Source organism: Helicobacter sp. 13S00477-4, assembly GCF_002272785.1.
Lineage (GTDB): Bacteria > Campylobacterota > Campylobacteria > Campylobacterales > Helicobacteraceae > Helicobacter_J.
This window is the reverse complement of the sequence record NZ_MLAS01000006.1, coordinates 70,080-90,580: the sequence shown is the minus strand read 5'-3', so window position 1 is coordinate 90,580 and position 20,501 is coordinate 70,080. Positions and strand designations below refer to the sequence as shown.

General features: G+C 33.3%; 31 protein-coding genes. 2 read left to right on the top strand and 29 right to left on the bottom strand.

All coding sequences use genetic code 11. The annotated features are described in order from the left end of the window. Positions 1 to 105: 105 nt before the first annotated feature. The 23 genes from infA to rpsJ are packed head-to-tail and all read right to left on the bottom strand — an operon-like array spanning position 106 to position 10,859. Positions 106 to 324: a translation initiation factor IF-1 gene (infA, locus tag BKH44_RS04370; protein WP_095270407.1), complete on the bottom strand. Its 219-nt coding sequence runs from the start codon at positions 322 to 324 to the stop codon at positions 106 to 108. A gap of 2 nt (positions 325 to 326) precedes the next feature. Next, positions 327 to 1,085, bottom strand: a complete 759-nt coding sequence (gene map / locus BKH44_RS04365) for a type I methionyl aminopeptidase (protein ID WP_095270405.1) — start codon at positions 1,083 to 1,085, stop codon at positions 327 to 329. Further along, positions 1,085 to 2,344, bottom strand: coding sequence for a preprotein translocase subunit SecY (secY, locus tag BKH44_RS04360; RefSeq protein WP_095270404.1), 1,260 nt, complete (start codon positions 2,342 to 2,344; stop codon positions 1,085 to 1,087). Before secY ends, map begins: the two co-directional genes overlap by 1 nt. Beyond that, positions 2,344 to 2,745: a 50S ribosomal protein L15 gene (rplO, locus tag BKH44_RS04355; protein WP_095270402.1), complete on the bottom strand. Its 402-nt coding sequence runs from the start codon at positions 2,743 to 2,745 to the stop codon at positions 2,344 to 2,346. The genes secY and rplO overlap by 1 nt, the downstream gene beginning before the upstream one ends. A 9-nt stretch (positions 2,746 to 2,754) precedes the next feature. Beyond that, complete coding sequence (rpsE, locus tag BKH44_RS04350; protein ID WP_095270401.1) at positions 2,755 to 3,195, bottom strand: 30S ribosomal protein S5; 441 nt, start codon at positions 3,193 to 3,195, stop codon at positions 2,755 to 2,757. A 9-nt stretch (positions 3,196 to 3,204) separates the two neighbouring features. Further along, the gene (gene rplR, locus BKH44_RS04345) at positions 3,205 to 3,561 is read right to left on the bottom strand and encodes a 50S ribosomal protein L18 (protein WP_095270399.1); all 357 of its coding nucleotides are present in this window, start codon (positions 3,559 to 3,561) and stop codon (positions 3,205 to 3,207) included. A 14-nt stretch (positions 3,562 to 3,575) separates the two neighbouring features. Then, positions 3,576 to 4,112 (bottom strand): 50S ribosomal protein L6, encoded by a 537-nt coding sequence (gene rplF, locus BKH44_RS04340; protein WP_095270397.1) that lies wholly within the window; start codon positions 4,110 to 4,112, stop codon positions 3,576 to 3,578. Between the two features lie 10 nt (positions 4,113 to 4,122). Continuing rightward, positions 4,123 to 4,518 carry a 30S ribosomal protein S8 gene (rpsH, locus tag BKH44_RS04335; RefSeq protein ID WP_095270395.1) on the bottom strand — a complete coding sequence of 132 codons (396 nt, stop codon included), beginning with the start codon at positions 4,516 to 4,518 and terminating at the stop codon, positions 4,123 to 4,125. A 9-nt stretch (positions 4,519 to 4,527) separates the two neighbouring features. Beyond that, entirely contained in the window at positions 4,528 to 4,713 is a 186-nt protein-coding gene (locus BKH44_RS04330) for a type Z 30S ribosomal protein S14 (RefSeq protein WP_095270393.1), read from the bottom strand. A 2-nt stretch (positions 4,714 to 4,715) separates the two neighbouring features. After that, positions 4,716 to 5,261, bottom strand: coding sequence for a 50S ribosomal protein L5 (rplE, locus tag BKH44_RS04325; protein ID WP_095270391.1), 546 nt, complete (start codon positions 5,259 to 5,261; stop codon positions 4,716 to 4,718). Between the two features lie 2 nt (positions 5,262 to 5,263). After that, positions 5,264 to 5,497, bottom strand: coding sequence for a 50S ribosomal protein L24 (gene rplX / locus BKH44_RS04320; protein ID WP_095270389.1), 234 nt, complete (start codon positions 5,495 to 5,497; stop codon positions 5,264 to 5,266). Further along, entirely contained in the window at positions 5,497 to 5,865 is a 369-nt protein-coding gene (gene rplN / locus BKH44_RS04315) for a 50S ribosomal protein L14 (protein ID WP_095270387.1), read from the bottom strand. The genes rplX and rplN overlap by 1 nt, the downstream gene beginning before the upstream one ends. 1 nt (position 5,866) lies before the next feature. Continuing rightward, the gene (gene rpsQ / locus BKH44_RS04310) at positions 5,867 to 6,127 is read right to left on the bottom strand and encodes a 30S ribosomal protein S17 (protein ID WP_095270385.1); all 261 of its coding nucleotides are present in this window, start codon (positions 6,125 to 6,127) and stop codon (positions 5,867 to 5,869) included. Between the two features lie 2 nt (positions 6,128 to 6,129). Beyond that, a complete protein-coding gene (gene rpmC / locus BKH44_RS04305; protein ID WP_095270383.1) occupies positions 6,130 to 6,318 on the bottom strand; it encodes a 50S ribosomal protein L29 in 189 nt (62 codons plus the stop codon). Further along, positions 6,305 to 6,730, bottom strand: coding sequence for a 50S ribosomal protein L16 (rplP, locus tag BKH44_RS04300; RefSeq protein WP_095270381.1), 426 nt, complete (start codon positions 6,728 to 6,730; stop codon positions 6,305 to 6,307). The genes rpmC and rplP overlap by 14 nt, the downstream gene beginning before the upstream one ends. A 2-nt stretch (positions 6,731 to 6,732) precedes the next feature. Beyond that, positions 6,733 to 7,440: a 30S ribosomal protein S3 gene (rpsC, locus tag BKH44_RS04295; RefSeq protein WP_095270379.1), complete on the bottom strand. Its 708-nt coding sequence runs from the start codon at positions 7,438 to 7,440 to the stop codon at positions 6,733 to 6,735. Between the two features lie 2 nt (positions 7,441 to 7,442). Next, on the bottom strand, positions 7,443 to 7,886 hold the full coding sequence (gene rplV / locus BKH44_RS04290) for a 50S ribosomal protein L22 (protein WP_095270377.1): 444 nt from the start codon (positions 7,884 to 7,886) through the stop codon (positions 7,443 to 7,445). A 10-nt stretch (positions 7,887 to 7,896) separates the two neighbouring features. Next, complete coding sequence (gene rpsS / locus BKH44_RS04285) at positions 7,897 to 8,178, bottom strand: 30S ribosomal protein S19 (protein WP_095270375.1); 282 nt, start codon at positions 8,176 to 8,178, stop codon at positions 7,897 to 7,899. A gap of 10 nt (positions 8,179 to 8,188) precedes the next feature. After that, positions 8,189 to 9,016, bottom strand: coding sequence for a 50S ribosomal protein L2 (gene rplB / locus BKH44_RS04280; protein WP_095270373.1), 828 nt, complete (start codon positions 9,014 to 9,016; stop codon positions 8,189 to 8,191). A gap of 10 nt (positions 9,017 to 9,026) precedes the next feature. Further along, complete coding sequence (locus BKH44_RS04275; RefSeq protein WP_095270372.1) at positions 9,027 to 9,308, bottom strand: 50S ribosomal protein L23; 282 nt, start codon at positions 9,306 to 9,308, stop codon at positions 9,027 to 9,029. Between the two features lie 11 nt (positions 9,309 to 9,319). Next, positions 9,320 to 9,937, bottom strand: a complete 618-nt coding sequence (gene rplD / locus BKH44_RS04270) for a 50S ribosomal protein L4 (protein WP_095270371.1) — start codon at positions 9,935 to 9,937, stop codon at positions 9,320 to 9,322. Positions 9,938 to 9,949: 12 nt separating this feature from the next. Then, positions 9,950 to 10,528 carry a 50S ribosomal protein L3 gene (rplC, locus tag BKH44_RS04265; protein ID WP_095270370.1) on the bottom strand — a complete coding sequence of 193 codons (579 nt, stop codon included), beginning with the start codon at positions 10,526 to 10,528 and terminating at the stop codon, positions 9,950 to 9,952. Positions 10,529 to 10,544: 16 nt separating this feature from the next. Further along, positions 10,545 to 10,859 (bottom strand): 30S ribosomal protein S10, encoded by a 315-nt coding sequence (rpsJ, locus tag BKH44_RS04260; RefSeq protein WP_095270368.1) that lies wholly within the window; start codon positions 10,857 to 10,859, stop codon positions 10,545 to 10,547. A gap of 184 nt (positions 10,860 to 11,043) precedes the next feature. On the opposite strand from rpsJ, the gene BKH44_RS04255 reads away from it, so the two are divergent. Beyond that, complete coding sequence (locus BKH44_RS04255) at positions 11,044 to 12,093, top strand: ATP-binding protein (protein ID WP_095270366.1); 1,050 nt, start codon at positions 11,044 to 11,046, stop codon at positions 12,091 to 12,093. Between the two features lie 9 nt (positions 12,094 to 12,102). Here BKH44_RS04255 and BKH44_RS04250 read toward each other — a convergent pair whose 3' ends face one another. Then, positions 12,103 to 13,122, bottom strand: a complete 1,020-nt coding sequence (locus BKH44_RS04250; protein ID WP_095270365.1) for an ATP-binding cassette domain-containing protein — start codon at positions 13,120 to 13,122, stop codon at positions 12,103 to 12,105. Continuing rightward, positions 13,119 to 13,808, bottom strand: a complete 690-nt coding sequence (locus BKH44_RS04245; RefSeq protein WP_095270363.1) for an ABC transporter permease — start codon at positions 13,806 to 13,808, stop codon at positions 13,119 to 13,121. The genes BKH44_RS04250 and BKH44_RS04245 overlap by 4 nt, the downstream gene beginning before the upstream one ends. Positions 13,809 to 13,905: 97 nt before the next feature. On the opposite strand from BKH44_RS04245, the gene tupA reads away from it, so the two are divergent. Then, the gene (gene tupA, locus BKH44_RS04240) at positions 13,906 to 14,712 is read left to right on the top strand and encodes a tungstate ABC transporter substrate-binding protein TupA (RefSeq protein ID WP_257842590.1); all 807 of its coding nucleotides are present in this window, start codon (positions 13,906 to 13,908) and stop codon (positions 14,710 to 14,712) included. A 17-nt stretch (positions 14,713 to 14,729) separates the two neighbouring features. Here tupA and BKH44_RS04235 read toward each other — a convergent pair whose 3' ends face one another. From BKH44_RS04235 to typA, 4 genes are all read right to left on the bottom strand, one after another. Further along, the gene (locus BKH44_RS04235) at positions 14,730 to 15,497 is read right to left on the bottom strand and encodes a hypothetical protein (RefSeq protein WP_095270361.1); all 768 of its coding nucleotides are present in this window, start codon (positions 15,495 to 15,497) and stop codon (positions 14,730 to 14,732) included. 54 nt (positions 15,498 to 15,551) lie between these two features. Continuing rightward, positions 15,552 to 17,918: a ribonucleoside-diphosphate reductase subunit alpha gene (locus tag BKH44_RS04230; RefSeq protein WP_095270360.1), complete on the bottom strand. Its 2,367-nt coding sequence runs from the start codon at positions 17,916 to 17,918 to the stop codon at positions 15,552 to 15,554. Between the two features lie 26 nt (positions 17,919 to 17,944). Continuing rightward, on the bottom strand, positions 17,945 to 18,571 hold the full coding sequence (locus BKH44_RS04225) for an NAD(P)H-dependent oxidoreductase (RefSeq protein ID WP_095270358.1): 627 nt from the start codon (positions 18,569 to 18,571) through the stop codon (positions 17,945 to 17,947). Between the two features lie 83 nt (positions 18,572 to 18,654). After that, positions 18,655 to 20,457, bottom strand: coding sequence for a translational GTPase TypA (gene typA / locus BKH44_RS04220; RefSeq protein ID WP_095270356.1), 1,803 nt, complete (start codon positions 20,455 to 20,457; stop codon positions 18,655 to 18,657). Between the last annotated feature and the right edge of the window lie 44 nt (positions 20,458 to 20,501).

The following is a 20,501-nucleotide window of genomic DNA, read 5'->3' as shown; positions in this document are numbered from 1 at the left end:
TCTCCTTCAAATCTATAAAAAGCATAATCAAAAAATTCAAGTCTATTTTTTAAAGACTAAAAAGCTATTATTATAATAAAATAAAGTTTAAAAGCTTCTTAGTTTTTATTTATACCTAAATGTAATCCTGCCCTTATCAAGACTATAAGGAGTAAGCTCAATTTTTACTTTATCTCCTGGCAATATCTTGATATAATGCATACGCATTTTGCCAGCTATATGGCACAATACAACATGCTTATTTTCCAACTCTACTTTAAAAGTAGCATTAGGTAATGCTTCAATAACTTTCCCATCTACTTCTATAATATCATCTTTTGCCATTTCTATATCTCCGTAAGAATCTCAGATTTTCCATTTACTATCGCAATAGTATGCTCATAATGACTACCATTAAGACCATCGATAGAAGCAACACTCCATTTATCTGAAAGTATCTTGGGTTGTCCATTTAGTTGACAAATCATAGGCTCAATACAAAAAACCATGCCTTCTTTAATTTTTGGACCTGAAGAAATAGATAATCCTTCTGAATAATTTGGAATTTCAGGCTCTTCATGTGGCTTTCTACCAATACCATGACCACAAAAACCTACCAAAGGGACAAAACCTCTCTTTAAAATACATTTTTCAATAAATGCACTCAACTCTCTGAATCCAAAACCTACCTGAATCCAATCAATAGTTTCATACAAAGTATCTTTGGCACAAGATATTAGTTCTTTGTCTTTTTGAGAAATATTTCCAATACCTACAGTAATAGCACCATCGCCATACCAACCATCTAACTCAACACCAACATCAAAACCTACGACATCTCCAGATTTTAATGTATATCCATCAGGAATACCATGAATGATTACATTATTTACAGAAATACAAACAGAATTTGGAAAACCATATAAACCTTTAAATGCGGGTCTTCCACCATTTTGTCTGATAAAATTTTCTGCAATAGTATCTAATTGCAAAAGACTCATTCCTTCCTTTGCACTTTTTTTTAATAATTCTAATGCCTGAGCAACGATATGATTAGGTTTTCTTAATGAATCAATTTCTTTTTGATTTTTGATAATAATAGCCACTAAAAACCTACTGCACTTAATGTTTTATACTTATTCATGTATATCTGAGCTTCTATTTTTCTCATCGTATCAATAGCAACCTGCACTACAATCAAAACAGCTGTTCCACCAAAATAAAATGGAACCCCCATTCCTTTTACCAAAATCCAAGGTAATGTTGAAATCAATGCCAAATATAAAGAACCCCAAAAAGTTAAATTACTTGCAACAGAATTCAAAAATGATGAAGTACCTTCACCAGGTCTCATACCAGGTATATAACCACCTTGACGTTTTAGATTATCAGCAATATCTTTTGAATTAAAAACAATAGAAGAATAAAAATAAGCAAAAAATATAACCAATAAAAACATCAAAACATTATAAGCATAACCATGAGGACTCAAAAAATCTGCTATAGCTTGAATGGTTTTATTAGATGAAGCCTGCAATATGGTAGATGGAAATACAAGCAAAGCAGAAGCAAATATAGGTGGTATAACACCACTTAAATTTAATTTTATAGGGATATAGTTCATAATCCTCTTATTTTGATTTTGCATAATCACTTTTCTTGCATAAGAAACTGGAACTCTTCTTTCTGCTAATTCAACATAAATAATAACAAAAACAGTTGCTAAAATGATGATGAATATCCCAATCAAAACTAAAAAATTAATCACTCCAGTATTTGCAAGATTAAATGTTCCAGCAATAGCAGAAGGTATGCCCGATACAATACCCGCAAAAATAATCAAACTAATTCCATTACCAACGCCTCTTTGAGTAATCTGCTCTCCAATCCACATTAAAAGCATCGTTCCTGTAAGCATTGAAAAAGTGGCGATTATCAAAAAAGTTTGCATGTCAATCATAATAGCACCATTAGAACCACTACCAATACTCCTAAGACCAAAAGATACACTCACTGCCTGTATAATAGTAATAAAAATTGTGGCATAACGGACAATTTGCATATATTTTTGCATCCCATCTCGTTCTTTTTTCATCTTGGCAAGATTGGGAAATGTAGCTGCAAGCAGTTCCATTACAATAGAGGCAGTTATATAAGGCATAACACCAAGAGAAATAATACTCAAACGAGAAACAGCATCACCACTAAACATATTAAATAAACCAAGTGCATTGCCTGTATTATTATCAAAAAACGCTTTGATAGCAGCAAGATCTACTCCAGGTATAGGAATATACGCTAAGATTCTATACAAAAATAAAAATGCTAGAGTGATTAAAATTTTACCAACAATTACTTTGTTCATTATTTTTGCCTACTAGTCCTGATTCTATTATCTTTAATTTTTGAAATCAAGGTATATGCATCACTTCCTATAATTTTAATTTTTTCTATATAATTTGGAAATTTATGTACTGCCCTAATGGCTTCAAAAGTAATTTCTGATAATGTAGCTATAGTTTTAATTTTATCCAAATTAATAACATAAGGTTTTTGTACTTTAGCCTTAAAACCAATTTTTGGCAACCTTCTTTGGAGAGGTTGTTGACCTCCTTCAAATCCTCTTTTTGCCTTATATCCACTCCTAGCAGTCTGTCCTTTACCACCCCTTGTAGAGGTTTTTCCCATACCACTACCTTGACCTCTACCTACTCGTTTAATATCTCTAACACTTCCATGTGCTGGTTTTAACTTTTCTAATGCCATAAAAACTCCTTATGCCTTAATTCTAGCAAGTGCGTCAATAGTCGCTCTCACAACATTATAAGGATTATTTGAACCTAAAGACTTTGTCAAAATATCTTTGATACCTGCAAGCTCAATTACTGGTCGAGCAGATCCACCAGCAATAACACCAGTTCCTTCGCTAGCAGGTTTTAATAAAATCTTACTAGCATTGTATTTATGCTCAATATCATGGGGAATTGTAGTGCCTTTTATATTGACTTGAATGATATTTTTAAACGCATCATCAACTGCCTTCTTAATAGCATCAGGCACTTCCTTTGCCTTACCCAATCCAAAGCCAACAAGACCATTTTTATTCCCAACAACTACAAGGGCATTAAATCGGAATCTCCTACCGCCTTTTACAACTTTTGTAACCCTACCAATGTTTACGACAACTTCACTGAATTCTTCTCTATTGATTTCCATACTTTTCCTTTAAAGGGCTATGCCATTTTCTCTTAGAGATTCTGCAAAAGCTGCAACCACTCCATGATATAAATAACCATTCCTATCATAAATAGCTTCGTTAATGCCAGCTTGTTTTAGATTCTGAGCAAAAACTTTTGCAATATTCTTTGCATCTTCTTTGTTATTCCCCATATTTATTTTTTTACCATCAATACAAACAAGCGTTTTATGAGCAACATCATCAATTGCTTGGGCATACAAATATTTATTAGATCTAAAAATGCTAATCCTTGGTTTTAAAGCTGTCCCAAATATTTTTCCCTTAACTCTAAGTTTCCTCTTATTCCTAAGCGTTTTTTTTCTTTCTAATATTTTATTTGTCATTTCTTACCCTTGTATTATTTCTTAGCAGTTTTACCAGCTTTACGCATAATGATTTCATCACTATACTTAATGCCTTTACCTTTATAAGGCTCCGGTGGTCTAAACTCTCTGATTTCAGCAGCAATTTGACCAATTTGTTGCTTATCACTACCCTTAATGGTAATAGTATTCTTATCCACACTAATTTCAATACCTTCAGGTATTGGATATTTTATTGGATGGCTAAAACCTAATGCTAATTCTAAAATCTTACCTGCAACAGCTGCTTTATATCCAACGCCATTGATTTCCAATATTTTAGTAAAACCTGTAGACATTCCAATAACTATATTATTTGCTAAGGCTCTATAAGTACCCCAATATGCTCGAGATTGTGGGTCATTATCTATTGATTTAAAACTCAATTCGTTAGCATTCAAATCTATTTGGACTCTTCCATAAGTCTCAAGCTCCTTAGTATTTTTGCCATTTTTAAACACAATTTTGCTTCCTTGCACAACAGTTTCAACTGTATTTGGAATGCTAATAGGTCTTTTTCCAACTCTTGACATAAATTTTCTCCTACCATATGCTACAAAGTGCTTCACCGCCAACATTTTGCCTATAGGCTTCTTCATTGGCAATTACACCTTTGCTTGTGCTGACAACAATCGTGCCATATCCATTTTTAAATCTCTTTAATTCGCTATGACCCTTATAAACTCTTCTGCCAGGCTTACTAATCCTTTTAAGTTCATTGATCAAAGGGTAACCCCTCTCATCATAAGCTAGTTGAACTGAAATAGATTGTTTGCCATCTTTATTATTCACATTATAATCTTTTACAAAACCCTTTGTTTTAAACACCTCAAGAATAGAAACAATAATCTTGGCATAATAAAGGTTAGTAACCTCTAATCTTCTCATTGAAGCATTCCTCAATCGAGTTAATGAATCTGCAATTATATCATTTACCATTTTTCTTCCTTACCAACTAGCTTTTCGTAATCCAGGTATCAGCCCTTCATTACCCATTTTTCTTAAGCACACCCTGCAAAGTCCAAAATCTCTGTAAACAGAATGAGGTCTTCCACATACCTGACATCGAGTATATTTTCTTGCACTGAATTTTACTTTTCTTTTTGCCTTAGCAATCATTGATTTTTTTGCCATTTTTATTTTCCTTTTGCAAATGGCATACCAAGTAATTCAAGCAACTTGAATGCCTCTTTATCATTGTCTGTAGAAGTAACCATTGTGATATTCATCCCATGTGTTACCATAATATCATCATAAACAACTTCAGGGAACATCAGTTGTTCATTCAAACCAAAACTATAGTTCCCCCTGCCATCAAAACCATTTCTTGAAACACCCCTAAAGTCTTTTACTCTAGGCAAAGAAATAACGATGAGTTTTTCTAAAAAATTATACATTTGTTTCCCTCTGAGAGTAACTTTTACTCCCATTGGCATCCCCTCTCTCATTTTAAATCCAGCAACAGACTTTTTTGCCAATGTAATAACGGCTTTTTGTCCAGCAATCAATGAAATAGTATCTGCAATATTTTGCATAATCTTGGCATCTTTTGCATGATCTCCAGCACCAACACTAATAATAATTTTTTCCAATTTCGGTAACAACATTGGATTTTTGATATCAAGCTCTGAAGATAGCTTTCCTTTAATTTCCTCTTGATAAAGTTTTCTCAAACCAAACATAATTATTTTTCCTCGGCTTTCGTAACGTTAGAAATACTCATTGGCATCTCCTTATTGACAAAACCACCTTTGGTTTCATTATCTTTTGGCTTAATACTTTTCTTTGCGAACTTACAACCCTCAACTATAACTTGGGCAGATTTTGGTAACACTGCAAGCACTTTACCAACTTTCCCTTTGTCATCACCAGCAATGACTTTGACCATATCATCTTTTTTTATCTTAAATTTTATCACTATAACACCTCCGGAGCTAACGATACTATTTTCATAAAATTTGCATATCGCACTTCTCTACTGACTGGTCCAAAAATCCTTGTCCCTATAGGTTCTTTCTTGGAATCCAAAATGACAGCTGCATTATCATCAAAACGAACCAGAGAACCATTTTCTCTTTGAATTTCTTTCTTTGTCCTAACAATAACAGCTTTTATAACTTGTCCTTTTTTTACCTTTCCATTTGGGATAGCTTTTTTTACAGATGCAACTATAACATCCCCTACAGTTGCATATCTCCTATGACTACCACCAAGTACTTTAATGCACATAATTTCTTTTGCACCACTATTGTCAGCAACCGCTAATCTTGTAAAGCTTTGTATCATATTACACCCCTACTAAAATAATTTCTTTTAAATTAAAGGCTTTAGCTTTAGAAATAGGTTTGCATTCAATAGCAGTGACAATATCACCAACTTTTAGCGCATTGTCCTGATCGTGTATTGTATATTTTTTAAACCTCTTTACGATCTTCCTATATTTTGGATGGACAACCTTTCTTTCTACTAAAATGACAACACTTTTATCACCAGCTTTACTGACAACCTTACCTTGAATTATTCTTTTATGTGATTGTTTCTCATTCATTTTCAATCCTTCTTTGCAGATATTGCAGTATTTATTCGTGCAATATCTTTTCTGATTATTGCAATTTGACTAGGATTATTTAATTGCATTGTTTTAAGCTTCAATCTCAATTCAAAAAGTTCAGACTTTTTTTCAATTAACATTTTTTGCAACTCACTGATTTCTTTATCTTTCAATTCAATAAATTTCATTTTCACTCTCGCTAGTTATGATTTTTGTCTTAAAAGACAGTTTACTCTGAGCTAAAGCCAAAGCTTCTCTAGCAGTAGTTTCATCAATACCTGTCATTTCATAAATGATCCTTCCAGGCTTGATATTCATTACCCATTTTTCTACAGAACCTTTACCTTTACCCATCCTTGTCTCAAGAGGTTTAGCAGTTAAAGGCTTATCAGGAAAAACCCTTATCCAAACCTTACCAGCTCTTTTGATGTGCCTAGTCATTGCAATCCTTGCAGACTCAATCTGTCTGGAATCAATCCTGCCATGCTCTAATGCTTTAATAGCAATATCACCAAAAGCCAAAGAAGCTCCTCTAAAAGATTTCCCTCTATTTCTACCCTTCATTTGTTTTCTATATTTTGTTTTTTTGGGCATCAACATTGTTATTGTCTCCCTCTTCTAGATTTAGTTTTAGTATCTCTACTATCTCTTTCATCTTCTTTTTTTTCAGGTTGTATGCCTTTTTGCAAAACTTCACCTTTAAAAATCCAAACTTTAACACCAATAATGCCATAAGTAGTCATCGCTTCTGCAAAACCATAATCAATTTTTGCTCGAAGTGTATGTAATGGAACTCTTCCTTCCATATACCATTCAGTTCTAGCCATCTCTGCACCTGCTAACCTTCCAGATACTTTTATTTTAATACCCCTAGCACCAGACTTTATAGCTGTCTGCATAACTTTCTTCATAGCTCTCCTGAAGGCTACCCTTTTTTCTAACTGTGTAGCAACATTTTCAGCTGCCAATTGTGCATTTGCTTGAGGTCGTTTTACTTCTTTAATATTTATAGAAATATCTTTTTGAACTAATGTCCTCAAAGACAATTTTACTTTTTCAATATCAGCACCTTTTTTACCTATTATCAAACCAGGTCGAGCAGCTACAACTGTCACGCGAAGTTTTTTAGCAGCCCTTTCAATAATAATCTCACTAACTCCAGCATAATAAAGTTCTTTTTTTAGAAATTTCCTGATTTTAAAATCTTCGGCAATATTTAACGGTGTATTTTGAATATTTGGAAACCACCTTGAAGTCCAATTTCTATTAATCCCCAGTCTTAAACCTATTGGATTGACTTTTTGTCCCATAATTATTTGTCCTCACCTTTTGTTTTTTTACTTCCTTGAACTAACTTTTTTGAAACTTTTTTAGGTGTCTTCTCTTCTTTAACAGTTTCTTGTAAAGGAATAGAAGCTTTTTTAGTAGCTTTTTCAACAAGTTTATCGCCAACTTCAACTAAAATATGAGATGTTGGCTTTCTAATAGGAGTTGCTCTACCTTTAGCTCTAGGCATAAACCTTCTCAAAACAGGTCCTGCATCAATCCTGCAAGAAGTAATATAAACATTTTGTGCTTCAAACCCACCATTAGCAATAGCAGATGCTACTACTTTAGAAATAATACGGGCAGCTTTATTTGGGGTGAATTCTAAACTTGCAATAGCCAACTCAGCATTCATTCCTTGTATTTCTCTAGCTATCAATCTGGCTTTCGTTGGAGAAAGTCTAATGTATCTTAACAATGCCTTACTCATTGATTCTCCTTTATTTACCAATCTTTTTTTGGACACTACCTTTATGTCCTTTAAAAGTTCTTGTAGGAGCAAACTCACCCAATTTATAACCAACATGATTTTCAGTAATATATACAGGAACAAAAACCCTTCCATTATGAACATTATAAGTAAAACCTATCATATCAGGTAAAATTGTGCTTCTTCTAGACCAAGTTTTAATGGGTTTATTATCTTTTGTCTCTTTAGCCTTGATTGTTTTTTTCATCAAAAAATCATCAATAAAAGGACCTTTTTTAATTGATCTTGCCATATTTATATCCTTATTTTTTCTTTCTAGAAATAATCAATCTATCACTAGCTTTCTTGCGTCTAGTTTTATAACCTTTAGCCGGAGTTCCCCAAGGAGATACAGGATGACCACTAGAGCCAGTTTTTCCTTCTCCTCCACCATGTGGGTGATCTACAGGATTCATTGCACTACCTCTAGTTTGGGGTCTGATACCTCTATGCCTATTTCTACCTGCTTTACCAATAGAAATATTTATAAAATCTTCATTACCAATAACACCAATAGTAGCCATGCATTCTTCAAGAATATACCTCATTTCACCACTTGGCATCCTCATAATAGTATATTTACCTTCCCTGCCCATTATTTGAGCACTTGCTCCAGCACTTCTAGCTAATTGACCTCCAGCACCAGGATGCATCTCAATATTATGCACAATAGTCCCAACAGGGATACTTTTTAGCTTCATTGCAAAACCTACTTTAATATCAAGACCTGCCTCAGCAGCGATGACCACATCACCAACATTCAAACCACTTGGTCTAAGGATATATCTTTTATCCCCATCTGGATAAACAACTAATGCAATCCTGCAGTTTCGATAAGGATCGTATTCAATAGCCTGAATTTTACCTTCAATATTGAATTTATTCCTTTTAAAGTCAATCACACGATATAACTTTTTAGCACCGCCTTCTTTGTGACGACTTGTTACTCTTCCATTATTGTTTCTACCTGCTGTTACAGGAAGTTTAATGAGAAGTTTTTTCACACTTGACTTTGCTGTTATATCCTTTGAACTCAAACCAGACATAAATCTTCTGCTAGGCGTATAGGGCTTATAAGTTTTTATTGCCATTATTCACTCCTCAAGCAGAGAGCGAAGGTATCTTCGCATTCTCTGGAACTTTAACATAAAATTTTTTAAAAGAATTTCTTTGCCCTAATTTACCCTTAAAACGTTTTATTTTGCCTTCTTGTCGTAATGAATTGATTCGCAATGGAGTAAAACCAAAATATTCTTTAAAAACCTGTTTCAATTGATTTTTAGTCACTCTACTTGAAGTTTGCACGACCATAATCCCATTTTCTTGCATAGACAAAGATTTCTCTGTATAAAGCATTGTTTTAATATCAGTTATATCTGCCATATTAACCTTCCCTATTTTCTAGATTGAATGATCTCATCAAAAACAGCTTTTTCTATAACCACAGAGTTAAAAGCTGCAACTAAATAAGCATTCAATTCATTTGCATCTACTAAATAGCAGTTTTTTAAATTTCTAAAAGCTAAAAAAGTTGATTCATTGCTGATTTGAGAAACAAATAAAACACTTCTTTCATTCAAAGATTTAAAAATCCCATAAGCTTCTTTTGTCTTCCCGCTATCAATACCAATTGATTCAATCACATAAAGTTTAGATTCTTCTGCCTTTTGTTTTAAAGCATACTCAAGAGCCAATCTTTTTTGTTTTTTATTGATTTTGAGATTGTAATTACGATTGTTTGAAGGACCATGAGAAACACCACCGCCTACAAAAATTGGAGAGGTTATACTACCAGCTCTAGCCCTTCCTCCACCTTTTTGTCGCCAAGGCTTTTTACCCCCACCGCTGACTTGACTACGATTTTTCGCATCCGCACTATTAGCACGAACAGATGCAAGATAAGATTTTACATAAAGATACAAATTATGTTCATTGATTTGTTCATATCTCTCAGGCAATTCAATCTCACTTGTTTTCTTGAATTGTTTGTCCAACATTACTGCCTTACTCATTTTTAACCCTTATTATTTTGTGATTGATATCTTGCCATAAGCACCGCTAAATCCAGCAACAGAGCCTTTCACAACCAAAATACTACTTTGCTTATCAAAGGAAACGATGTCATTTTGAACAGTAATTTTTTCATTACCATAATGACCTGCCATTTTTTTACCCGGCTGGACTCTTCCTGGCCACTCACGATTACCAATAGAACCTAATCTTCTATGAAACCTGCTCCCATGTGCTGCAGGACCACCTTGAAAATTCCAACGTTTCATAGCACCTGAAAAACCTCGACCTTTTGTATAAAAACTAATTTTGAGTTTTTTTGCATTTTCGAGTGCATTAAAATCTAAATCACCAACTTCTTTATTTGCAACAACTAAAGTGGCAAACTGATTGAATTCTTTACTTAAATTATATTTTTTTTGTTGTCCTTCTATGCTCTTATTAGTTTGTTTTCCTTTAGAATATGCAACCAAACCTTTGCCATTTTCATATATTTGGCATACTTTAGCATTAATGACCTTCAACAAAGTTACAGGAACACTTGATGAGCCTACTGTCCTACTCATTCCAATTTTTTCTACTAAAAATTCCATACTTTATCCTTATGCCTTATTTATTTTCCATAGAAGTCACTTCTACATCAACTTCAGGAGCCAAATCAAGCTTCATAAGACTATCCACAGTCTCAGGGGTCGCAGACATTATATCTATAATCCTACTATGTACCCTAATCTCAAACTGCTCTCTAGAATCTTTATTGATATGAGGAGAACGCAAAACTGTATACCGCCTGTTTTTTGTAGGAAGTGGGATAGGACCTTTTATATCCGAACCAGTTCTCTTTACTGCCTCCACAATAGAAGCAACCGATCTATCCAAAACCCTATGGTCATAAGCCTTTAGCTTGAGTCTGATTTTTTCCATAATTATATTTCCTTTGCAAAGAACTCATCATTAAAGATGTGGTTACCAAAATTTGGAATGCGTATTATATAAAAAAATAATCTCTATAGTCAAGGAATTATCCTATTTTTCGTATATTTAAATAAAAATTATTTCCTTTTAATAAGGAAATAATGTTATAATAACAGTTAAAAAAGAGTTTTTTATGCAAGATATGGATCAAAATTTTCTTGAAAAAATCCAAAATTTCACTATCCTACCCCGTCGATTTGGAATAAAATCAAACTATATTCACCTCTTTGGTCCTCCAAAATCTGGAAAAACATCTCTAGCCCTTGATTTTGCAGGGCATTTCAAAAAACCTATCTATATTGATTATCAAGACCCTAGATTGAATATAGAAACCACAAAAAATATACTCCTAAAACTTTATTTAGAAAAAAAAATAGACATCCTTATTATTGATAATTTTTCCAACATTCTCCCCTTGCCAAACTTAAAAAACATTATCCTCATTACCCAATCCAAAAATGCAGGGATCTCAAAAAATTTCATTTCAAAAAAAATCTCTCCATTGAGTTTTGAAGAATACATCAGTTTTGATAAAAAAAACCTCTCCATCAATGCTTTATTCAATCATTTCCTCAAAGATGGCAACCTGCCAGAAATCCAATACCTCCCAGAATACAAAAAAATCTTACGAAAACAAGAAATTATCACACTAAGCTTCAAACAAAACACTTTATTTTTCCAAAGCTTAATCCCCTATCAAGGGCATAAAATCACACCAAACCAAATCTATATCCAACTTAAAAAGCAAATCAAAATCTCCAAAGATAAGATTTATGAGTGCCTTCAAACCTTTCAAGAAAATCAAATCATTCATTTCCTGCCTCATATTGACAATCAAAGCAAATCAAAAAAACTCTATTTTTATGATTTCTCATTACCCTACGCATTCACTCAAGAAAAATCATTTCAAAATATTTTTGAAAATATGCTATTTTTAGAACTCCTTTACAAATACAATAATCTATATTATGATGAAGGCTGTGATTTTATCATTCAAAATCTCCACGCATACATTGCCCTTCCCTTCCCCACCGAAAAAATGATCAAAGAAAAAATAGCTAAAATAGAAAAAAAATTCCCTAAAATTACTTTCATCACCATTAGCCATGAATCTGAAGGTCAAACTCCATACACCCAATGGAAAGCGATCACTTTCACCAATTTTGCACTCAATGAATTTTAAATTTCAATATCAGTCTTTGATTATTAATTGAAGGGAGGGGTGAGATTGAAGGTATTGAATATCAAACATTATCCAAATTTTTTGCCCAATAGTGATTTTAGCTTGAAAATATTCTTCTTGCATCATTGTTGTTTTTATTTTTTCATTGGCTATTTGTATTGAAAGAACTATCTGATCTTGCATCTTTTCTATAGCGATGATTTTGCCATATAGGGCATCTTTATTTTCTTCATAAAAAATCTTTGAAATACTCAATCCTAATCGCTTATTTTTAGCAATACAAATAGTTTTATCCACTGATAAAATTTGCCCATCTCCAAAATCATAAAACAAATTTTCTTCTTCATCTCTCTGCCAATACCCATCAAAGAAAAAGGTATTTTTAGGGTCTATAATCTGACCTGAATATAAAAAAATTTCTCTTGAGACAATACCTTTTAGCCATTCTTTATCGTGAGAAGCAATCACAATAGTGGTATCAAAATTTTGACACACATACTCAATAGCTTTACTAAATTTTGGCAACCCATCAGAATCCAAACTATTCGTAGGCTCATCTAAAAGCAAAACTTTTGGAGAAAAAATTATCCTAGAAGCAAATACAACACGTTGCATTTCACCACTGCTAAGCTCTGTATAAAATCTATCAATGAATTTTTTGGGTTCAAGACCCACCAAATCAAGCACTTCAAAAACTTGTTTTTCAGAATATTTTTCTCCTCGGACTTTTAAACCAAAAATTAGATTTTCCTTCACGCTCCTTTTAAGCAAACAAGGTTCTGAAAACATCATTGCTATTTCACGACGATACGACAAACTGGGATTTGAAAAACCTCTATAACACACTTCTCCACCATTTGGCACTTCTAAATACGCCAATAGTCGCAATAAAGTTGACTTTCCTGATCCATTTTTTCCAGCAATACCTAACACTTCTCCTTGAAAAATTTCAAAATCCTCTAAATCTAAAACTTGCTTTTCTCCATATTTTTTTTTAAGGCGATGGATTTCATAAACAGGTTGCATCATCCCTTCTTCCTCAAAAACTGCAAAAATACATTCACACACAAAGCAATAGCTATTAAAATAATTCCTAACGCAATTGCTAAGGCAAATTCCCCCTTGCTTGTTTCTAAAGAAATAGCCGTAGTCATGGTGCGTGTGTGCCATTTGATATTCCCACCTATCATCATTCCAATCCCAATCTCTGAAATCACACGACTATAGGCTACTACTACACTAGCGAGCAAAGCATAACGCAATTCAAATAAAGTACTTTTTATCATCTGCATTTTACTCAACCCAAAAGATTGAAGCGTCAAAGAAAGTTTTTTATCCATATTTTCTACTGCCGTGCTACTCAAAGAAATGATAATAGGCAAAGCCAATACACTTTGACCAATAATAATGCCAGGTATCGTATAAAGTAGTCCATATTCCCCAAAAGGTCCCCTATAGCTAATCAAAGCATACAAAACTAATCCAATCACAACTGTAGGCATTGCTAAAAATGTATCAACAATCAATTTCAAAAATCTCTTCATAAAAAAATCAAAATACCCCAAAATAAACCCCAAAGGCAACCCGATAATTAAAGCAATCAATATTGAAATGCAAGATGTCTTTATCGTAACAAGAATCGCACTTAAAGTCTGTGGATCAAAATGAACAATAAGCTTAAGGGCTTGAATAAAACCTTCCTGAATAAAATCCAAAATAAACCTTCTCAATATAGGAAATCTGATATAATCTTAATCGATATGGAAAAAAACAATAACACTTCAGAGTATTATAACGATGTTTGACTTAAATATTAAATCGCTTATGATAGGATTTTTAGCTTTATGCCTATATAACATAAATGCCCAAGAACTTAAAATGGCTACAACCACAAGCACAGACAATACAGGACTACTTGACGTTCTTGCACCTGCATTTAAAAAAGATACTGGCATTGAACTCAAATGGGTCAGCGTAGGGACTGGGAATGCTCTAAAATTAGGAGAAAATTGCGATGTTGATGTCCTTTTAGTGCATTCACCCAAAGCCGAAGAAAAATACATTCAAAAAGGGTTTGGCATTGATAGAAAACCGGTGATGTATAATGACTTTGTCATTATTGGAAATAGAAGATATTCCAAATTATTTTCTGGAAAAAACCTCAAAGAAGCTTTTAACACTATCAAAAAAGATAAAATAAAATTTGTTTCACGAGGTGATAAATCTGGCACCAATGATAGAGAAATAGCCCTATGGAAAGAAACTGAAGGCAATCTCCCAGAAAAAGAAAAATGGTACATACAAAGTGGACAAGGCATGTTGGCTACTATCAATATCACAGATGAGCAAAATGCGATCACATTAAGCGATAGAGGAACCTATATAAAATACCTTTCTACCCTGAAAGGAAAAAAACCACTTGTGATTCTAGTAGAAGGAGATGATGCTCTAAAAAATTTCTATTCTATTATCCCTATCAATCCAAAAAAATGTAAAAATGTCAATTATAAGGATGCTGTTTTGTTTAGCGATTGGATAACTAGCACTAAAGGACAAAATATCATCAAAGATTTTAAAATCAATAACTATAAACTTTTCACACCAAATGCGAAAGATTAAAAAACCAAATAAAATCTTTACTTCACTTCATATAAAATGGCTTGAGCTTTATCATTATGCTCAAACTCTTTTGCAAAACTATCTGCAGTGTTTTTAATAGCTACTATTTCAAGTAGATTTGCAAAAGGACCTAGTAAATACCTATTAATCTTCCCTTTAGAATATATCTTAAAATCATAGCCTTTCAATATTGATTGGATATTCATATCTGCATGATTCAATACTGCAATTTGTAAATACAAACCTTTCTTTGGCATGTATCCTTTAGATTCTTTTTTGGCTTTAGTTTGCTCACCTTTGGTAAGTATTATGATTTTTCTATCTTCAAGCAAGTTTTCAATCTGACTTTGGATTTGTTGTTGTTTTTGTCTTTCCCTATACTTTTGAGCTTGTTTGATTTTTTGTTGTTTTTCTTCTTTATATTTTGCTTTAAGGGCTATGCCCCTAGCACTTTCTTTAGACCCAAATCCAATACTAACACCAATACTATGATTATGATTATAAGGGATATGATCCTTTAAAAAACTATCATCTAAAAAAGGACCAATATTAATATTTTGAAATTGGGATTTAAAATCAAATTTTTTCTTATCCTTAATATTATCTCCCATTGAATGCGGATGGACTATACCAACGCCCAATCCAAAATAATAATGATTTTTTGGTAGCTCATTTGAAGCTAAAAAATGCTCCTCTTTATATCCATTTTTAAGACTATCTTCAAGTTCATTGGGATGTAATTGTGCGATAATAAAAATAACTAATAACAATCTATAGCTTAACAATGTTCTTCCTTAAATATAGCTATAGATCACCTGGATTGATATTCAGTCAATCTGTTATTGACAATTATAGCACTCTACTGATCGATCCATTACATTTTCATCAACACTTGGACTTTCGCTGCGTAAATAATAAGTGGATTTTAACCCCAATTTCCAAGCTAACATATAAATATCATTGAGCAATTTACCACTCGCCTTTTCAAGACGCATAAAAATATTTGTACTTTGCCCCTGATCAATCCATTTTTGCCTCACAGCAGCAGCTTTAATTAAATCCAATTGATCAATATCATAAGCAGAAATATAATAATTCCAAGTATCCAAATTCAAATTTGGCACAACAACAGGGATAAGTCCACTTAGATTTTCTTCATACCATTTCCTCTTATATACAGGTTCAATCGTCTGTGTTGTACCTACCAAAATCGAAATAGAACTAGTAGGGGCTATTGCCATTAAATAACCATTGCGAATCCCTTGAGTCTTAACAGTCTCTCTGAGCTTATTCCAATCACAACTGCTACCAAAGAGTCCACCCCTATCAACAAGCTTTAATGCTTCCTTGTTGGCTTTATCTATAGGGAAAATACCATGACTCCAATTTGACCCTTCATATTGGGGATATTTTCCTTTTTCTTTAGCCAAATTGGAGCTAGCCAAAATAGCATTGTAACTAATGAATTCCATAACCTCATCTATTTTCTCAAGATGCTCCTTAGAACCCCAATGTATTTTAGAGTTTGCTAACATTTCAGCTTCCCCCATCACCCCCAAACCAATAGCACGATTTTGAAGATTAGTAACCTTAACTTTTCTATTAGGATAAAAATTCAAATCAATTACATTATCAAGCATGCGGATCGCTATTGGCATTACCCTTTGGATATTTTCTAATGTATAGATTTTACTCAAATTTACACTAGCAAGGTTACAAACAGCGGTATCTCCTCCAGTCTGTTTACGAGTAGCAATGAAGATTTTTTTGCCCTTAAGGCTATCAATGCTAGTCAATTTATTTGCCTTTTTCTTTATGCCTGCATCTGTAATAATCTCTTCTTCCTCTTCTAAAATCTCCACACTACCATCTACAAACTCAACCTCAACTACATAATGACTCGGATTGGTATTTTGAAATATTTCAGTACAAAGATTTGAACTCCTGATAATCCCTACATGCATATTAGGATTGGCACGATTAGAATTATCTTTAAAACACAAAAAAGGCAAACCAGATTCAAAATAATTAGTCAAAATCTTTTTCCACAAATCCTTGGCATTGAGTTGCTCTTTGATAATATCAGGATTATTTTCATATTCTAAATATTTTTTCTCAAACTCTTCGCCATAAAGTTCTGTAAGTTCACTACACTCATAAGGATCAAAAAGTGTCCATAATCCATTTTCTTCCACACGTTTCATGAATAGATCGCAAATCCAGATTGCAGGGAAAAGATCGTGTGCCCTCCTCCTTTCTTCACCACTATTTTTACGCAAATCAATAAAATCATTGATATCAACATGCCATATTTCAAGGTAAGCAGCAATGGCTCCTTTTCTTGTCCCAAGCTGATCAACAGCAATAGCAATATCATTAGCTATTTTTAAAAATGGTACCACGCCACCAGCAGCATTCTTATGCCCATCTATAAAGCTACCTAAACTTCTGACACGGCTAAAATCCCAACCTATACCTCCACCATATTTGGACAAAAGAGCCATTTCTTTATAAGCATCAAAAATACCTTCAATATTATCAGGCGTACTACCTATATAACAAGAACTTAATTGATGGCGAGTTGTCCTAGCATTTGCTAAAGTGGGTGTTGCTACGATGACTTCAAATTTACTTATAATATCATAAAACTTCACTGCCCATTCATTACAGTTTTCTTCATTTTGGGCTAGAAACATTGAAATTGCCATAAACATATGTTGAGGAAGTTCAATAGGACGATTTTGAGAATCTTTAATCAAATAACGATCATAAAGTGTTTTAATACCTAAATAATTGAATTGCAAATCTCTATCCTGTTTGATTTGAGTATTCAAAAAATTTAAATCATATCTTTCTTTCAACCCCTTAAGAATTTTGCCCTCATCTTCACCTCTTTGAAAATATTCTTCTAATGTTTTATAACCTGTAAAACCACTTACTTTATGATAAAGATCATATAAAAATAATCTAGCAGCAACAAAAGTCCAATTAGGAGTGTCAACATCAATTTTATCCACAGCTGTTTTAATAAGAGTTTGTTGAATTTCTTCTGTGGTAATTTTATCTTTGAAATGGATTTTTGCATCAACTTCTAATTCACTTTGACTCACACCTTTGAGATCTTTTACAGCACTTGAAGTATATTTTTGTATTTTTGAGATATCCAAAACTTCTACACGTCCATTCCGCTTTACAACGGTTATCATAAAAACTCCTTTAAATATTCATAATTTTATTTATATTCTATTAATTCATCCATTTGAATACGATATTTTTTAGGTGATAATTCATTAAGGCGATAACCAAATGCTACTATCAATACTATCCTTTCTTTAAAAGTATCAATTCCAAAAAGCTTCTCAAGTTTGGCTTGTTCAAAACCTTCCATTGGACAAGAATCAATGCCAATGAATGCTGCAGCATTCATCATTGAACTTGCCATCAAATAAGCCTGCCTTGAAGTCCAATTGATAATATGTTCATCAAGCAAATCATTATCAAGCAAAAAACCTCTGATCCTTTTTCCATAAGCTTCATAAGCCTCTTTTGTCCCCATCCTTCTGCCAACCATCACATTTGTATAATGTGTAGGTGCTTTTAAGTCAGCTACTTTTGATTTATACACCACCAATTCACTTGCACTTGTTATTTGTTCCTGATTCCAACATAAAGGCTTCATTTCCTCTCTCAAATGAATGTCTCTTATTACCATCAATCTTGTAGGTTCTAAGCCAAATGAGCTTGGAGTCAACCGACCAGCCTCTAAAATAACCTCAAAATCTTCAATAGGAATTTTCTTGTTTTTATCAAAGATTTTACAAGCACATCTAAAATTCATTGCTTCAACAAAAGTATTCATTTCTAAACCTCCTGAATCAAAATTCATTTTAAAAAATTTGAAATATTCTATTATTTATTATATTTAATATTCATAAAAATTTATTATTTTTTTGTCATCCTTTTTCTTTGATTTGGATCAAGATATTTTTTTCGGATTCTAATGCTCAATGGCGTAACCTCCAGAATTTCATCATCTTCTATCCATTCTAATGCTCTCTCAAGGGTCAAATCCCTAGGCGGGACAAGCTTAATGGCATCATCACTCCCACTAGCACGCATATTTGTCAGATGCTTAGCCTTAATGGGATTGACATCCAAATCATTATCTCTACTATGTTCGCCAATAATCATCCCTACATAAACTTTTGTTTGTGGATTGATGAATAATACACCACGTTCTTGAATGTTAAAAAGTGAAAAACCTGTTGCTTCACCATTTTCCATACTGATGAGTGCTCCATTTTTCCTAGACTCAACACTACCACTATGGGGTCTAAATTCCAAAAAGGAATGATTCATAACTCCCTCCCCTTTTGTATCAGTCAAAAATTCACTCCGATAGCCTATAAGACCACGTGCAGGGATTTCAAATTCCAATCTTGTATAACCATCCCCCATAGGATTCATCGCTTTCATTTCTGCCTTCCTACGTCCTAAACGTTCAATGATAGTGCCGCTAAAATCTTGAGGCGTATCAATGACTAAATGCTCAAAAGGTTCAAGTTTTTTTCCTTCTTCTTCTTTGATAATCACTTCAGGTCTAGAAATACTAAATTCAAATCCCTCTCTCCTAAGATTTTCAGCTAAAATAGTGATCTGCAGTTCACCTCGACCAGATACTCTAAATTTTCCTTCACCCATTTCTTCACACTTCATCGCAATATTTGTTTGCATTTCTTTCAATAACCTATCTTTAAGTTTATTAGCAGTCACATGTTTACCTTCAAGTCCTGCTAAAGGTGAATCATTTACTGAAAAATATACACTCATTGTAGGCTCTTCTAAATGCATCGGATCTAATGGCATTGGATTATTTGGATCAACAACACTATCACCGACATCCACAGCGTTAAACCCTGCGATAGCTATAATATCTCCGGCTTGAGCTTCATCAATCTCAGTCCTAGCAAGACCCAAAAACCCAATAAGTTTAGTAATCTTGCCACTTTCTTTAGTTCCATCTCCTTTAGCAAGCATTACATTTTCGCCCTTTTTCACACGACCATTAAAAACCCTTGCTATACCAATTTTACCTACATAGTTATCATAATCAAGGGTAAAAATTTGCATCTGCAAAGGACTTTCATCACTACCTGTAGGGAGTGGGACATATTCTAATATAGCTTCAAATAGAGATTCTAAACTTTTCTTTTCATCAGAAAGATTTTTTATCGCATAACCATCTCTTGCAGCAGCATAAATCACAGGAAAATCAAGCTGATTATCGTTAGCCCCCATTGCGACAAACAAATCAAACACTTCATCGACTACTCTGTCTGGCTCTGCAGCTGGTTTATCAATTTTATTGACAACCACAATCGGTCGTATCCCAAAACTCAATGCCTTTTTCACAACAAATTTAGTCTGAGGCATTACACCTTCTTGTGCATCAACCAATAAAAGCACTCCATCAACCATTTTAAGCACACGTTCAACTTCTCCACCAAAATCAGCATGTCCGGGAGTGTCTATAATATTTATTTTTGTATCTTTATAATGTATAGCAGTATTTTTAGAAAGGATAGTAATACCTCTTTCTTTCTCCAAATCATTACTATCCATTACCCTCTCATCTATTTTCTCACGATCTCCAAAAGTCCCTGATTGTGTCAGTAGACCATCTACTAAAGTCGTTTTACCATGATCTACGTGGGCAATCACTGCTATATTTCTAATATTTTGCATTGTTCTCTCTTTATTTTGAATATAAAATTATTTTGGAAGTATAA